Genomic DNA, 14,789 nt, shown 5'->3' with positions numbered 1-14,789 from the left:
ACCACGACACCCTCATGACCCACAACGGCCTCTACGCCGAGCTCTACACCCTCCAAGCCAGCGCCTACCGCTGACCCCCGGCCGCGATGAGGGGCGGGCTCGGGCCGTCCGGCGCTCTCCGCGTCATCAAGCGTGGGCTCAGGCCAGGGCCGCCTCGATCATCGCGCGCGCGACCGCCCCCACCGCGCCCGCCCGCGCCCCCGGCCGTTCCAGCACCACCCCGACCGCCACCTCGGGCGCCCGCGCCGGCGCGAAGGCCGTCACCAGCGCGTGCTCCCCGCCGCCCGGCACGGTCGCGGCGGTGGCGGCCCTGGAGGCCACCCGCACCCCCGGGATCGCCGCCCCCAGGCCCCTCGCGGGCGTCGCGATCGTCATCATCGCCGCCAGGTAGCGGGCCAGCACCGGCGGCACGGCCGTCCGGTACACCACGGGAGCGGCCCGGTTGATCATCGTGCCGTCGCGCAGCCGTACCTCCTCCACCAGGTACGGCCGCATGAGCACCCCGTCGTTCGCCACCGCCGCCGACAGCATGGCCACCATCAGCGGCGTCACCCTGTTGTCGTGGTGCCCGACGGCAGCCAGCGCCGTCTGGGCGCGGTCCAGGGCGAGCGGGTACCGGCTCGGCAGCGCGACCAGCGGGATCCGCAGGCTCCCCCCGTTGAAGCCGAACGCCTCCGCCTGGTCCCTGAGCAGGTCCTGCCCCAGTTGCAGCCCGATGCCTGCGAACGCGGTGTCGCAGGACCTCCTGAACGCGAGCGCGAGCGTCGGCCGCCGGTGCGCGCAGTCGCCCGGATTGCGCAGGTACGTCGGCGTCCCTGGAAGGCGGAGCCGGTCCGGCGCGTCCACCAGGGCGGTCGGCGTGTACTCCCCCGACGCCAGCGCCGCCGCCGTGGTGACCAGCCGGAACGTGGCCCCGGGCGGATAGAGGCGGTGCAGCGCCCGGTTGAGCAGGGGCTGCGCGGGAGCCTCCCGCAGCCGCCTGACCGCCTCCGCCAGCCGCGCCCGGTCGAACGTGGTCAGCACGTTGGGGTCGTAGGACGGGTACGTGGCCAGCGCCAGGACCGCCCCGGTCGCGGGATCGAGCGCCACCGCCGCCCCCGGCACCCCCGCGGCGGCGAGCCCCTGGTACGCCGCCCGCTGCACCCGGTCCCTGACGGTCAGCCTGATGTCGGCCCCCTCGACGCTGCCGTGCCTGACCAGCGACCTGACCCTGACCTTGGGGTCGTCCCCCGACAGCACCGCGTCCAGGGCCTGCTCCATCCCCGTCGAGCGGTGCAGCGACACGTGCCCGGTGAGCGCCGCGTACGGCGCGCCCTGCGGGTAGGCGCGCCGGTAGCGGTAGGGCCCGGCGCCGGTGGGCAGGCTGGTGGCGACGCGGGTGCCGTCGTAGGTGCGGATGTCGCCGCGCGGGTGGCCGTACCTGGCGATCAGCGGGCGCTCGTTCCTGCGGTCGGCGTTGAGCGGGTACGAGCCGAACGCCTGGATGAGCGTGATGTGCGCCAGGAGGACGAAGAGCATCGCCGCGCACACCCTGGCCACGCGGCCCAGGGGTACGTTGATCCACCTCGCCCTCGATCCAGCCATGGATCTTGGTCTACCCGCCAGGGCGCAAAGGGGGAGCTAGAGGACGCTTCGGTAGTAGGAAATCTTGTTCCTGATGTACTGCTGCCGTGCGGCGAGGTTCTGGATCTGGCCCTGGACCCGCCGGTCGTGCTCCTCCAGCAGCTTGATCCGGTCGGGGATCGTGTGGTCGCCGGCGCGGACCAGCTCGGCGAAGCGCAACATCTCGGCGATGGGCATGCCGGTCTCGCGCAGGCACTTCACCGTGCCGAGCCAGCCGATGTCCTCCTGGCTGAAGCGGCGCTGGCCGGCCGCGTTGCGCCCGACGCGCTCCAGGAGGCCGATCTTCTCGTAGTAGCGGAGGGTGTCGATGCTGAATCCGGTCTCCTCGACGACCTCGGCAGGGGTATAAACGCTCACACCACAAAGTATCCGACCTGGAGTCCACTCCAGGTCAACCGGAGCCGGGCGCTTGACATGGAGCGCGCTCCAGCTCGCACAGTCGGCTCATGAACATCGCACTCGGCACGATTCCGTTCGGCACCACCGTCGGCACGCGGGAGACCTTCGCCATCCTGGACCGGTTCCTCGACGCCGGCGGCACCATGCTCGACACGGCCAACAACTACCCGTTCTGGGTCGAAGGCCGCTCGGGCGACGAGAGCGAGGAGACCATCGGCGCCTGGCTCGCCGCCCGCGGCGTACGGGACCGGGTCTTCCTCAGCACGAAGGTCGGCGCGAGGCCGACCGTGCCCGGCGACCTCACCCTCGGCTCGGCCGAGGGCCTGGCCGCGGCGACCATTGCGAAGGGCGCGGAGGACAGCCTGCGGAGATTACGGACGGACTACATCGATGTGTATTGGTCGCACATCGAGGACCGCTCCGTCCCGCTGGAGGAGACCCTGGGGGCGTTCGACCAGCTCACCGAGGCCGGCAAGGTGCGCGCGATCGGGGCCAGCAACATCGCCGCATGGCGGCTGGAACGGGCCAGGAACGTCTCGGCGGCGCACGGCTGGACGCCCTACACCTACATACAGCTGCGCCACACGTATCTGCGCCCGCGTCCCGGCGCCAGGCCGGCCGAGTCGGGGCACACGCTGGTCTCGGACGACCTCCTCGACTACCTGGCCGCCGAGCCTGACCTGACGCTGTGGGCGTACAACACGCTGATGTTCGGCGCGTACACGCGGCCCGACCGCCCGATCGCCGAGATCTACGACCACCCGGGCACCACCCGGCGGCTGACCGCGCTGCACGAGGTGGCCGGCGAGCTGGGCGCGACGGCGAACCAAATCGTGCTGGCCTGGCTGATGGCCGACGGCGTCGTCCCCATCGTCGGCGTCTCCACGATGGAGCAGCTGGAGGAGGCCATCGGCGCCGCGGACCTGAAGCTGGACGCCGACCTGCGCGCCCGCCTCGACGACCCGAGCTGAGCCGGACGGCCGGGAGCGGCGCCGGCCGCCCCGGTCAGGGCTCCCTGGACGACCCGAGCCCGGGTCAGGACAGGTGGCCGGCCAGGTAGCGGTGGACCAGTTGCTTGCACTCGGCGATGAGCCGGGGATCGCCCGCCGGGTCGGCCCTGAAGGCGAGCTTGAGCACCGCGTCCGCGGCCTCGACGGCCACCAGCAGGGCCCGGTCGAGCCCTGGGCCCATGGGGGCGTCCAGGAAGTCCATCGTCAGCGCACGCAGGCGCTCGGCCACGACGACGTTGTTGTCCTGCGTCCCGTCGAGCGCCTGCCTGCTGCCCGCGACGATGGGCCCGCCTGGGGCGAGGAGCACCTCGCCGAAGTCCACCACCGCGAACCCGGGCGTGGTGCGCTTCATGTCGACGAACTCGTCGATGGCGAGGTCGACCAGGTCGGTCCAGTGGCCGAGCGCGGCCTCGGGAATGCGTTCGACGATGCGCTGGAGGAACGCCTCCAGGTTGCGCCGCGCCAGGGCGCGCACCAGGCCCTGCTTGTCGTGGAAGAACTGGTAGAACGTGCCGATCGGCACCTCCGCCCGGCGCGCGACCTCTTTCGTGGTCAGCGCCTCGTAGCCGACCTCGTCGAGCAGGTGTGCGCACTCGTCGAGCATCCGTTCCACCCGCTCGACGCTCCGGCGTTGCGCGGGCCGGCGGCGCAGGGTACTGGTCATGACCCCATCCTTTCGTATGCCGGGGACCTTGAGTCAGGGGGTTTGAGCACGATTAACATGAGCCTTACTCGCATGAGAGGAAGGCCGAGCATGTTCCTCTGGGGTACGGCCACGGCGGCTTACCAGATCGAAGGCGCCACCCAGGAGGACGGCAGAGGCCCCTCCGTCTGGGACAGCTTCGCCCACGAGCCGGGCCGCGTCAGAGACGGGCACACCGGCGACGTGGCCTGCGACCACTACCACCGCTGGCCCGAGGACGTGGCCCTGATGGCGGGCCTCGGCGTGAACGCCTACCGCTTCTCCATCTCCTGGCCGCGCGTGCTGCCGACGGGCGCGGGCGAGGTCAACCGGCGCGGCCTGGACTTCTACGACCGCCTGACCGACGCCCTGCTGGCCGAAGGGGTGCAGCCGGTGCCGACGCTGTTCCACTGGGACCTGCCGCAGGCGCTGGAGGCGCGCGGCGGCTGGATGGAGCGCGACGTCTCCGCCCTCTTCGCCGAGTACGCCGCCACGGTCGCCGCCCGCCTGGCCGACCGCGTCCCGCTGTGGATCACGCTGAACGAGCCGTTCGTCCACATGGCCTTCGGCTACGCCATGGGCGTGCACGCCCCCGGCCGGATGCTCATGACCGGCGCCCTGCCCGCCGCCCACCACCAGTTGCTCGGCCACGGCCTGGCGGTCCAGGCGCTGCGGGCGGCCGGCGCCCGCCAGGTGGCGCTCACCAACAACTGCACCCCCGTCTGGCCCGCCTCCACGCGGGAGCAGGACGTGGCGGCGGCCGGCGCGTACGACATCCTGCACAACCGCCTGTTCAACGACCCCGTGCTGCTCGGCGCGTATCCCGATCTGTCCGCCTACACCGGCTCCCTGGACTTCGTCAGGGACGGCGACATGAAGACCATCGCGGCCCCGCTGGACGCCCTCGGGATCAACTACTACAACCCCACCCGGATCGCCGCCCCGACCGGCGCCCCGACCGACACCGGCCTGCCGTTCGCCGACGCGGGCATCACCGGCCACCCGACGACCGCCTTCGGCTGGCCGGTCGTCCCCGACGGCCTGCGCGAGCTCCTGACCGGCCTGAAGTCCCGCTACGGCGCGGCGCTGCCGCCGATCCTGATCACCGAGAACGGCTGCTCCCAGCCGGACGAGCCCACCGAGCGGGGCACGATCGAGGACGAGGCCCGCGTCGACTTCCTCGACCGGCACATCGCCGCCATGCGGCAGGCCATGGCCGAGGGCGTGGACGTGCGCGGCTACTTCGTCTGGTCGCTGCTGGACAACTTCGAGTGGGCCGAGGGCTACCACCAGCGCTTCGGCCTGGTGCACGTGGACTTCGCCACCGGCCGGCGCACGCCGAAGCGGTCCTACCGCTGGTTCAAGGAGTTCCTGGAGCGTCAGAAGACCGCGTGAACACGGTCGTAGGGGTCGGCGAGCGTCAGAACACCGACACGTGAACGTGGTCGTAGTGGTTGGCGGTCACGCCGCCGCGGTTGGACATCGGGTCCCAGCCGCCGCCTGAGCGGATGTCGTAGTAGCGCTGCTTCCAGATGATGTACATGACGCCGAGCCGGCCGCCGTTCTTGATCAGCCAGGCGGCCAGCGCGTCGCCGTTGGCCGCGTTGTTGCCGCCGGCCATGGTGCCGCCGGGCGACATCATGAAGTCACAGGCCCGCCCCTTGCCGTGCTCGCCCGGGTCGCCGGGGCGCAGGCAGCCGACGCCGTACTTCATGGGGAAGTTCGCCATGATCTCGGCGCGTACGGAGATCATGCGAGGCGTCAGGCCCTCGGCGCCGCCGGGCTGCTGGAAGCCGTACTTGGCGAGGAGCTTCTCGATGTCCTTGCGCCGGCTCTGCATCTGCCTGATCTCTTTGCGCAGCTTCTCGATCTTCTCGTTGGCGTTGAGCTTGGCGTCGTTGGACTTGGCGATCAGCTTCTTGATCGCCTCGACCTTCTTGGCCCGCTCGTTGGCCATGAAGGTGAGCGTGGCGGCCTGCCCGAGCATCTTGTACGGGTCCTCGCTGGGCGTGAGCAGCTGGGTGTTGTCGAGCGGGCCGACCATGTAGGCCGTCTGGGCGATCCGGCTGACCTCGGCCTGGGCGGCGCGGAGCTGGGCCTGGAGGCCGCCCGAGGTGTCGGTGGCCTTCTTGGCCTGGAGCCTGATCTCCTCCAGGCTCTGGATCTGACCCCGGTAGCGCTCGCTCAGCTGGGCCGCCTGGCGGGTGAGTTTGCGCAGCTCGGCGGGGCTGGGATCGGCCACGGCCGGAGTGGGTGCGGGCAACGCGAGCAGCCCGGCGAGGACGGTGACAAGAACGGCGGTCCGCCAGATCCTCACACCCGCCCCCTCCCCTCATAGACGGACCGAAACTATAGAAGGTGATCTTGATCTCTGTCATCCGAACGACGGAACTGCTGCCCCATTGGCGAAGTTTTGTGTTTTTGTCCGACTTAATACGGACCCAAAAGTTGGGTCTTGTCTGAAACGCTCCAACCGTCTGAGATGGCGATCGTTCTCCGTCTCTGCGAAGGGGCAGACCGTGTCTCGAACTATGACCCTCGCCGCGGCCGTCATCCTCGGCTTAGGCACCTCTCTCGTGGCCTCCACGGCCGAAGCCTCCGTGGATCCGCTGCCGGCCCGCGACCGGCTGGAGCTCTACCAGCTCGAAAGCCCGCCCGGCACCGCGCAGGCCCTCAGAGAGAAGGGCTTCGACGTCGTACAGCAGCAGAACAAGGGCGACAAGGAGCACATCGAGCTGACCGCGGCCCAGACGGACCTCGCCGCCCTGGCCAAGCTCGGGCACAAGCCGGAGCCCGTGCGCAACCCGCAGGGCCAGACCCAGCTGGAGGCGGCCAGGGCGCAGGCCGCGGGCGGCTACACCGTCTACAGGTCCTACTCCGAGCGCGGCGGCATCGCCGACCAGCTCAAGGCGATCGCGGCGGCCAACAAGGACGTCGTCAAGCTGCAGTCGATCGGCAAGACGCTGCGCGGCCAGGACATCCTGGCCGCCAAGGTCTCCACCGGCGCCAGGGTGCTGCCCGACGGGCTCAAGCCCGCCGCCCTCTACTCGGCCACCCAGCACGCCCGCGAGTGGATCGCCACTGAGGTGGACATGCGGCTGCTCAAGCACGTGGTCGCGAACAAGCGCTCGCTGCGGGACCTGCTCGACACGACCGAGCTGTGGTTCGTCCCGGTGGCCAACCCCGACGGCTACGACTTCACCTTCACCGAGGGCAACCGCCTGTGGCGCAAGAACCTGCGCGACAACAACGGCGACGGCCAGATCACCGGCGGCGACGGCGTCGACCCGAACCGGAACTTCCCCACGAACTTCCACTACGACGAGGAAGGCTCGTCGAGCATCCCCAGCAGCGAGACCTACCGCGGCGCCGGCCCGGCCAGCGAGCCGGAGACCAGGGCCATGGACGGGCTGCTGCGCCGGGTCAAGTTCGAGACCCAGCTCAACTACCACTCCTACGGCCCGCTGCTGCTCTACCCGAGCGGCTTCCAGATCGCCACGGAGACCGCCGACAACCCGATCTACGAGGCCCTCACCGGCGACGACGTCAAGCCCGCGGTGCCCGGCTTCGACCCCGACCTCGGCGCTGAGCTGTACACGACCAACGGCGACACCAACGACCACGCCCACGCCCGCTACGGGACGCTGTCGTGGACGCCCGAGCTGAACGAGGGCTGCGACGGTTGCGGCTTCGTCTTCCCCGACGACGAGGCGCTGGTGCAGGCCGAGTTCGAGAAGAACCTGCCGTTCGCCCTGGACGTGGCGAAGTCCGCGGTCAACCCGGTCGAGCCGGTCACCCACCTGGGCAACAGGACGCCCGACTTCGTCACCGACCCGTTCGAGATCAGCCACGGCAAGGAGCAGGTCGTCGAGGTCAACGCCAAGCGCAAGCTCGGCCCGGTGTTCCTGAACTACCAGGTCAACGGCGGCCGGACGAAGACCGCCACGACCGCCGAGTGGAAGGGCGGCGAGCGCTACGGCGCGGGCTACGACCGCTACTACCACCGCCTCCGCGGCAAGATCACCGGCACGAAGCCCGGTGACAAGGTCAAGGTCTGGTTCAGCTCGATCGGCAGGAAGAGCGCCGACTTCACCTACACGGTCGCCAGCGACATCGGCGGCAAGGTGCTGGTGCTGGCCACCGAGGACGTCACCGGCCTCAGCCCGGCGCAGGGCGTGAGCCAGGCCCAGTACGCCGACGAGTACGCCGCCGCGCTCCAGGCCGCCGGCTACAGCTCCGACGTGTACGACATGGACAAGGCGGGCCGCAAGGCCCCGCACCCGCTGGGCGTGCTCAGCCACTACAAGGCCGTGATCTGGGAGACCGGCGACGACGTCATCCCGAGGTCGCAGGGCCAGGTGCCCGGCACCACCTCCAAGGGCGGCGTGGACACCGAGCTGGCGGTCCGCGACTACCTGAACGAGGGCGGCAAGGTGCTGCACGCGGGCAAGTACCCGTCGTACGCGGCCAACTTCAACGGCTCCTACTACTACGAGCCCGACCAGCCGGAGAACCCCGAGTGCACGGTGGCCGACGATCCGCCCTGCATCCCGGTGTTCAACGACTTCCAGCAGTACTGGCTGGGCGCGTACGTCTTCTTCGACAACGCCGGCACCGACCAGGCCACCGGGCAGCCGTTCGCCCTCCAGGGCAGCTCCGGCAAGTTCGCCGGTTTCAACGGGACGATCGCGCCCGACCACACCCAGTCGTTCGTGGCCACCTCGGCCATCCTGCCCAGCACCCAGTTCCCCAGGTTCGCCAGTTCGGCCCCGGTGAAGTGGGCGCGCCCCGGCGGCCCGTTCGACCCGCACACCGGCTCCTGGGACGTCTACAGCGGCATCGCCGACGTCTCCTGGAAGCGGCTGACCAGGACCATCGACCTGACCGGCAAGTCGAGCGGTGACCTGTCGTTCTGGACCTCGTACGACACCGAGTTCCACTGGGACTTCCTGACGGTCGAGGCGCGCACGGCGGGCGGCGACGACTGGACCACGCTGCCCGACGCCAACGGGCACACCACGCAGGAGGTCGGCGACAGCTGCCTGATCGAGAACAGCGGCGGCTGGCGCACGATCCACCCGTTCACCCAGCGCTACCAGGGCGAGAACTGCGAGCCGACCGGCACCTCCGGCGCCTGGCACGCGGCCTCGGGCAACTCCTCGGGCTGGCAGCAGTGGAAGATCGATCTGACCCCTTACGCGGGCAAGCAGGTCGAGATCTCCATCTCCTACATCAGCGACTGGGGCACCCAGGGCGCGGGCGTCTTCCTGGACGACTTCGCCGTCACGCTGGACGGCGCGGCGGCGGAGACGACGTCGTTCGAGACGGACCTGGGCGGCTGGACCGCCGGGGCCGCGCCCGAGGGCAGCTCGCCGTCGATCAACAACTGGTTCCGTACGGACCAGGTGTTCGAGGAGGGCGCCGGCGTCGTCACCGAGGACACCGTGTACCTCGGCTTCGGCGTCGAGTCCATCACCGACCCGGCCAAGCGGGCGGACCTGGTCAAGCGGTCCATGCAGCACCTGCTCGGCGGCCGTCACTGACGAGTGCGTGAGGGGCGCGGCGCGTGCCGCCGCGCCCCTCTTGCGCGTCCGGACAGAACATGATTCGGTCACCTTGAGGACTGCACATGCCAAGCAAGCATTTGGTCAAGTGAGAGGCTCCACGACATGCGCCGGCACGACAAGCTGTTCATCGGGGGCGAATGGGTGGCCCCTGCGGGCACCGGAACGATTGAGGTCATCTCCCCCCACACCGAAGAGGTCGTGGGCAGCGTGCCTGAAGGCACCACCGAGGACATGGACCGCGCGGTCGCCGCCGCCAGGCAGGCGTTCGACCACGGGCCATGGCCGCGGATGACCTTCGCCGAGCGGGCCGAGGTCATCGGCAGGCTGGCCGCGATCTACAACGAGCGCCAGGGCGAGATGGCCCAGCTCATCACCGAGGAGATGGGCTCGCCGATCTCCTTCTCCAACCTCGCGCAGGCGCCGCAGCCGCTCGGCATGCTGCAGTACTACGCCGAGCTGGGCACGACATTCGAGCAGGAGGAGCAGCGGCCGGGCCTGTTCGGGCCGATCACCGTGCGCAGGGAGCCCGTCGGCGTGGTGGCGGCCGTGGTGCCGTGGAACGTGCCCCAGTTCGTGACCATGACCAAGGTCGCCCCCGCGCTGCTGGCCGGCTGCGCCATCGTGCTCAAGCCGGCGCCTGAGACGCCGCTGGACGCGTACCTGCTGGCCGAGTGGGCGGCCGAGGCCGGCATCCCGGCGGGCGTGCTCAACATCGTGGTCGCGGGCCGCGAGGTGGGCGAGCACCTCGTCTCCCACCCCGGCGTGGACAAGGTCGCCTTCACCGGCTCGACGGCCGCCGGCCGGCGCATCGCCGCCGTCTGCGGCGAGCAGCTCAAGCGGGTCAGCCTGGAGCTGGGCGGCAAGTCCGCCGCGATCATCCTGGACGACGCCGACCTGCCCGCCAGCATGGGCTTCCTGACCATGGCCTCCCTGATGAACAACGGGCAGGCGTGCGTCGCGCAGACCCGCATCCTGGCCTCGCGCAACCGCTACGACGAGGTCGTGGACGCCGTCGCCGGCATGGTGAACGGCCAGGCCGTCGGCGACCCCGCCGACCCGGCGACCGGCATCGGGCCGCTGGTGGCCAAGCGGCAGCAGGACCGGGTCGAGGGCTACATCAAGATCGGCATGGACGAGGGCGCCAAGGTCGTCGTGGGCGGCCTCGACCGGCCTTACGACCGCGGCTGGTACGTCTCCCCCACCGTCTTCGCCGGGGTCTCCAACGACATGCGCATCGCCCGCGAGGAGATCTTCGGGCCCGTGCTGGCGGTGATCCCGTACGAGGACGAGGCGGACGCCGTACGCATCGCCAACGACAGCGACTACGGCCTGGCCGGAACGGTGTGGACGACCGACACCGAGCACGGCATGGACGTGGCCAGGCAGGTCCGTACCGGGACGTACGGGGTGAACTGCTTCATGCTGGAGACCAACGCGCCCTTCGGCGGCTACAAGGCCAGCGGCGTCGGGCGCGAGCTGGGACCCGAGGGGCTGAACAGCTACCTGGAGTACAAGACGATCGCCCGCCTGGGCTGAGCCGCACGAGCCCCTGAGCGAAGGTGAGAAAGGGCCCCGCATCCCCTGCGGGGCCCTTCACGCGGGATGGGCACCCAGCGCGCCCCCGCGACGCTGGGCAACCGCCCGACTACAGCAGTATGTCCCACGTCCACCGCATCGACGGTTTTCTTTCCCCAGGGACTTACGCCCTAGGTAGACGTTTATTGCTCAGGAAAAGTTCGAAGAGATCCATTTGCCGATTTTGCGGATGAGTTCGGGGGTGGCCGCGGCCTCCGCGTGACCGTATCCGGGCTCGATCCAGAGCTCCTTCGGCTCCTTCGCGCCGGCGTACAGCTGCTGAGGGTGATCCAGCGGAAAGAACGCGTCGGCGTCGCCGTGCACGATCAGCAGCGGCGTCGGCGAGACGAGCCCGGCGGCCTCGTACGGCGGCATCGGGATCGGGTCCCACCGGCCGCGGGCGATCCGCGTGCGCTTGGCCACCCGCGCCGCCCACCGGCCCAGCGGCCGCTCGATCGCCCAGTGCACCTGGCGCATGGGCTTGGTGCCCCGGTAGTACCAGCGGGCCGGGCCGCTCACCGCCACCACCGCGTCCACCCCGCCGCGCAGCCCCGCGTGCCGCACGGCCACCGAGGCCCCCATGGAGAAGCCCACCACGGCGATCCTGGAGTAGCCGATCACGCGGGCGTGCCTGACCGCGGCCTCCACGTCGAGGATCTCCAGGTCGCCCACCGTGGTCTCGCCTCCGGAGCGCCCGTGGCCCCTGAAGTCGAACGCGACCACGCCGCCGTAGCCGCTCAGCACGTGCACGATGCGGCGCGCCGTGCGATCCCGCCACGAACCGGTGAAACCGTGCGCCACGACGATGCCGACGTCCGTACGGGCGGACGGGGTGTGCGCGGCGTCGATGCGGACCCCGTCCTCGGTTCTGAGCATGACGGGGAAGCTGGGCGCGAAAGGCATGGGATCGAGCTTAGGCTCGCCCCCCGCTCACCAGGCGCCCGGACACCCCGCGCCGGGCCCGCCCGGTCGTGGCCCTCCCGCGCCGGACGTCCCGGTCGTGGTCAGCAGCCGGTCGGCCACGAGGGCGAGGCGCCGCTCAGGTCCGCGACGCTCATCACGATCCGTACCCGCGACTCCTCGGCCGCGTCGAGCGCCCGCTGGACGTTGGAGATCATCACCCGGGCCGCGCTCTCCTGGATGCGGTCCCGCAGCGTGGCCTGGTCGAGGTCGACCGGCAGGGGCCAGGCGACGCCGTCGGCCGCGATCACCGCGTGGGTCGCCACCAGCAGGTCGGGGCCGACGGGCAGGCAGATGAGCACGGTGTCTCCAGCGCGCACTCCCTTGTGCCGCAGCCGGACGGCCGCGACCGCGGACCTCTCGTCCAGCTGCTCCTCGGTGAGCTTCAGGCCGGTGCCCGAGTCCACCATCACGATGCGCTGATCCATGGGGCCCACCGTAAAGAGGGCATCTCTGGCACACATGGGGCGGAATATGCAGATCCCTATGCAGAAGCGCGCGCCTACCCGGAGCCGTTCGAACGCTCGGCCGCCCACACCGCGATCTGCGCCCGGGAGGTGTAGCCGAGCTTCTCCATGATGTTGGCGATGTGCCGCGCGACCGTCGCGGGGCTGATCACCAGCTCACCGGCGATGCCCCGGTTCGACAGGCCCCGGGTGAGCAGGCCGGCGATCTCGCTTTCGCGGGCGGTCAGCACCGAGTGCTTGACCGGCTCGGCCGTCACCGGCGCCTTCGCCGCCTTCGGCGGCAGCCGCTCGCCCGCCAGCACCCGGCGGGCGGCGACGTCGGGGCACATGGCCCGCCCGCGCGACCACAACGAGGTCGTACGGCCGTCGCCCAGCTTGGTCCTGGCCCGCCCGAGCAGCTCTTCGAACCTGGTCGTGGCGGAGTGTTGCCCGATCGACTCGCGCAGCCCGGCCGCCGCGGCGGCGGCCAGCACCGCGCCGGCCAGGTCGCCCTCGCACTCGGCCAGCACCGACAGCCCCACCAGGCAGCGGGGCACGGCCTGCCGCTGCCCCGTCGCCCGCGCGATCTCCGTGCCGGCCGCCAGCCGCTCGCGCGCGGTGCCGAACTCGTGCAGCATCGCCGCGACCCGGCCGATCCTGGCCAGGCAGCGGGACAGTTCGAGGTCGCTGCCGAGCTCGCTCAGCCACGGCACGGCCGTCTCGTACTGGGTCTTGGCCGTGGCCAGGTCGCCCCTGGCCTCGGCCACCGCGCCGAGCTGGACCGCGGTCCTGGCCATCAGCCAGCGGTGGCCGTGCTCGCCGGCCCGCGCCAGCGCCTCCTCCCCGTGCCGCTGCGCCTCGCGCAGCCGGCCGCGGATCAGCGCCACCGCCGACAGCCCGGCCAGGCTCGCCGCCTGGTTCCACAGGTCGCCGGAGCGGGCGGCGCCGGCCAGGCCCGCCTCCGCGTGGTGCGCCGCCTCCTCGCAACGGCCCATGCGCAGCAGCACCACGACGACGAGGTTGTGCATGACGCAGCGCGGGAAGTCGTCGTCGGGCGCCATCTCGGCCAGGCTCCACGTGGCCGTCTCCAGCGACCGGCTCAGCTCGTCCTTCGCCTCCAGGCCGTAGGCGAGGTAGGCCATGGCGTGGGCGACCTGCTCGGCGGGCACGCCGGTCGTGTCGAGCGACAGCAACCGCTCGATCCAGCCGACGATCTCCCTGAGGTTGCCGCCGAGCGGCAGCAGCCCCGTGCTGGTCTGGCAGAGGCGCAGGCCCAGCAGCACGTTGCCGGACTCGGCCGCCCATTCGAGCGCCACCCGCTGGTCGTCGATCAGCTCGCGGCTGGCCATCAGCGCCTCGGACCTGCGCGGCCAGGGCACGCCCGGCTCGACCACCTCGTTCGCGAAGTGGCGTTCCTGCAGCGCGCAGAGCACGTGGAGGTGCCGCTCGCGCAGGACCTCCCGCTCGCCGGCCTGGCGCAGGCGCTCCAGCGCGTAGCGCTTGATGGTCTCCAGCAGCCGGTAGCGCCTGCGGCCCTCGTCGCACAGCACGAGCGACTTGTCGACCAGGCCGCCGAGCAGGTCGACGATCTCGCTCGCGGCGATGGGCCGCTCGGCGCAGACCTGCTCGGCCAGGACGAGGTCGAAGTCACCGGCGAACACCGACAGGCGGCGCAGCAGCACCTGCTCCTTGGCGCAGAGCAGGTCGTAGCTCCACTCCACGGCCCCGAGCAGCGTGCGCTGGCGGGCGGGGGCGGTGCGCCCGCCGGTGGTGAGCAGCGAGAACCGGTCGTCGATGCGGTCGGCGATCTGGCCGGGACTGAGCAGGCTGGTGCGGGCCGCGGCGAGCTCAAGCGCCAGCGGCAGCCCGTCGAGCGCCCGGCACAGGCGCACCACGTCGGGCAGGCTGACGGCGTCGAGCCTGGTGCCGGCGGCCGTGGCGCGGTCCATGAACAGCTGCACGGACTCGGCGTCGGCGGCGCCCTCGCCGGGCAGGTCGAGCGGCGGCACCCGCCAGATCAGCTCGCTGGCGATGCGCAGCGGCTCTCGGCTGGTGGCCAGCACGCGCAGCCCCGGGCAGCCCGCCACGAGCGCCGCGACCACCTCCGCGCATCTGTCGACCAGGTGCTCGCAGTTGTCGAGCAGCAGCAGGCAGCGCTGGTCGCGCAGCCGCGTCGTCACCGTGTCGAGCAGCGGCCGGCCGGCCTCCTCGCGCACGCCGAGCACACGCGCGATCTCCTGCTCGACCAGCTCACCCCGGCCGAACCTGGCCAGCTCGACCAGCCACACGCCGCCGGGGTAGGCGGGCACGAGCCGGGCGGCGACCCGCAGCGCCAGCCGGGTCTTGCCGATGCCGCCGACGCCGCACAACGTGACCACCCGCGTGTCGCCGACCAGGTCGTGCAGGTCGTCAAGGTCACGCTCGCGGCCGACGAAGCGGTTGGGCTCCGCCGGAAGGTTGTGCCGGGGGGTATCTGGCATGTGCTCACCCTGCGTCGCGGAAGGATCACGCTCTTCCACAGTGTCGC

11 protein-coding genes are annotated in these 14,789 nt (G+C 71.2%); 4 read left to right on the top strand and 7 right to left on the bottom strand.

Annotated elements, in window-relative coordinates:
• Positions 1 to 138 precede the first annotated feature (138 nt).
• Positions 139 to 1,584 (bottom strand): penicillin-binding transpeptidase domain-containing protein, encoded by a 1,446-nt coding sequence (locus ABFX54_RS44125; RefSeq protein ID WP_346112958.1) that lies wholly within the window; start codon positions 1,582 to 1,584, stop codon positions 139 to 141.
• A 36-nt stretch (positions 1,585 to 1,620) separates the two neighbouring features.
• Positions 1,621 to 1,980: a MerR family transcriptional regulator gene (locus ABFX54_RS44120; RefSeq protein WP_346112957.1), complete on the bottom strand. Its 360-nt coding sequence runs from the start codon at positions 1,978 to 1,980 to the stop codon at positions 1,621 to 1,623.
• An 89-nt stretch (positions 1,981 to 2,069) separates the two neighbouring features.
• On the opposite strand from ABFX54_RS44120, the gene ABFX54_RS44115 reads away from it, so the two are divergent.
• Positions 2,070 to 2,993 carry an aldo/keto reductase gene (locus tag ABFX54_RS44115; RefSeq protein WP_346112956.1) on the top strand — a complete coding sequence of 308 codons (924 nt, stop codon included), beginning with the start codon at positions 2,070 to 2,072 and terminating at the stop codon, positions 2,991 to 2,993.
• Positions 2,994 to 3,057: 64 nt separating this feature from the next.
• On the opposite strand, the gene ABFX54_RS44110 is transcribed toward ABFX54_RS44115, so the two are convergent.
• Positions 3,058 to 3,696 carry a TetR/AcrR family transcriptional regulator gene (locus ABFX54_RS44110; protein ID WP_346112955.1) on the bottom strand — a complete coding sequence of 213 codons (639 nt, stop codon included), beginning with the start codon at positions 3,694 to 3,696 and terminating at the stop codon, positions 3,058 to 3,060.
• A gap of 90 nt (positions 3,697 to 3,786) precedes the next feature.
• On the opposite strand from ABFX54_RS44110, the gene ABFX54_RS44105 reads away from it, so the two are divergent.
• Positions 3,787 to 5,109 (top strand): GH1 family beta-glucosidase, encoded by a 1,323-nt coding sequence (locus tag ABFX54_RS44105; RefSeq protein ID WP_346112961.1) that lies wholly within the window; start codon positions 3,787 to 3,789, stop codon positions 5,107 to 5,109.
• Positions 5,110 to 5,134: 25 nt separating this feature from the next.
• Here the strand turns inward: ABFX54_RS44105 and ABFX54_RS44100 are convergent, their stop codons facing one another.
• Positions 5,135 to 6,031, bottom strand: coding sequence for a VldE C-terminal domain-containing protein (locus tag ABFX54_RS44100; protein ID WP_346112953.1), 897 nt, complete (start codon positions 6,029 to 6,031; stop codon positions 5,135 to 5,137).
• 202 nt (positions 6,032 to 6,233) lie between these two features.
• On the opposite strand from ABFX54_RS44100, the gene ABFX54_RS44095 reads away from it, so the two are divergent.
• Together ABFX54_RS44095 and ABFX54_RS44090 are read left to right on the top strand one after the other, a co-directional pair.
• Positions 6,234 to 9,257 carry a M14 family metallopeptidase gene (locus ABFX54_RS44095; RefSeq protein WP_346112951.1) on the top strand — a complete coding sequence of 1,008 codons (3,024 nt, stop codon included), beginning with the start codon at positions 6,234 to 6,236 and terminating at the stop codon, positions 9,255 to 9,257.
• Between the two features lie 126 nt (positions 9,258 to 9,383).
• Positions 9,384 to 10,817 (top strand): aldehyde dehydrogenase, encoded by a 1,434-nt coding sequence (locus ABFX54_RS44090; RefSeq protein ID WP_346112950.1) that lies wholly within the window; start codon positions 9,384 to 9,386, stop codon positions 10,815 to 10,817.
• Positions 10,818 to 11,006: 189 nt separating this feature from the next.
• On the opposite strand, the gene ABFX54_RS44085 is transcribed toward ABFX54_RS44090, so the two are convergent.
• From ABFX54_RS44085 to ABFX54_RS44075, 3 genes are all read right to left on the bottom strand, one after another.
• Complete coding sequence (locus ABFX54_RS44085; protein ID WP_346112949.1) at positions 11,007 to 11,759, bottom strand: alpha/beta hydrolase; 753 nt, start codon at positions 11,757 to 11,759, stop codon at positions 11,007 to 11,009.
• Between the two features lie 101 nt (positions 11,760 to 11,860).
• Complete coding sequence (locus ABFX54_RS44080) at positions 11,861 to 12,244, bottom strand: AMP-binding protein (protein ID WP_346112948.1); 384 nt, start codon at positions 12,242 to 12,244, stop codon at positions 11,861 to 11,863.
• A 74-nt stretch (positions 12,245 to 12,318) separates the two neighbouring features.
• Entirely contained in the window at positions 12,319 to 14,742 is a 2,424-nt protein-coding gene (locus ABFX54_RS44075; RefSeq protein ID WP_346112947.1) for a LuxR C-terminal-related transcriptional regulator, read from the bottom strand.
• Between the last annotated feature and the right edge of the window lie 47 nt (positions 14,743 to 14,789).

The organism is Nonomuraea maheshkhaliensis, from assembly GCF_039529435.1.
Lineage (GTDB): Bacteria > Actinomycetota > Actinomycetes > Streptosporangiales > Streptosporangiaceae > Nonomuraea > Nonomuraea maheshkhaliensis.
This window is presented reverse-complemented; position numbering and strand designations above follow the sequence as displayed.

Coding starts and splice junctions, on each gene's coding strand:
- ABFX54_RS44075 (WP_346112947.1), bottom strand. CDS start 14,742: ATGCCAGATACCCCCCGGCACAACCTTCCGGCGGAGCCCAACCGCTTC.
- ABFX54_RS44080 (WP_346112948.1), bottom strand. CDS start 12,244: ATGGATCAGCGCATCGTGATGGTGGACTCGGGCACCGGCCTGAAGCTC.
- ABFX54_RS44105 (WP_346112961.1), top strand. CDS start 3,787: ATGTTCCTCTGGGGTACGGCCACGGCGGCTTACCAGATCGAAGGCGCC.
- ABFX54_RS44090 (WP_346112950.1), top strand. CDS start 9,384: ATGCGCCGGCACGACAAGCTGTTCATCGGGGGCGAATGGGTGGCCCCT.
- ABFX54_RS44110 (WP_346112955.1), bottom strand. CDS start 3,696: ATGACCAGTACCCTGCGCCGCCGGCCCGCGCAACGCCGGAGCGTCGAG.
- ABFX54_RS44115 (WP_346112956.1), top strand. CDS start 2,070: ATGAACATCGCACTCGGCACGATTCCGTTCGGCACCACCGTCGGCACG.
- ABFX54_RS44125 (WP_346112958.1), bottom strand. CDS start 1,584: ATGGCTGGATCGAGGGCGAGGTGGATCAACGTACCCCTGGGCCGCGTG.
- ABFX54_RS44085 (WP_346112949.1), bottom strand. CDS start 11,759: ATGCCTTTCGCGCCCAGCTTCCCCGTCATGCTCAGAACCGAGGACGGG.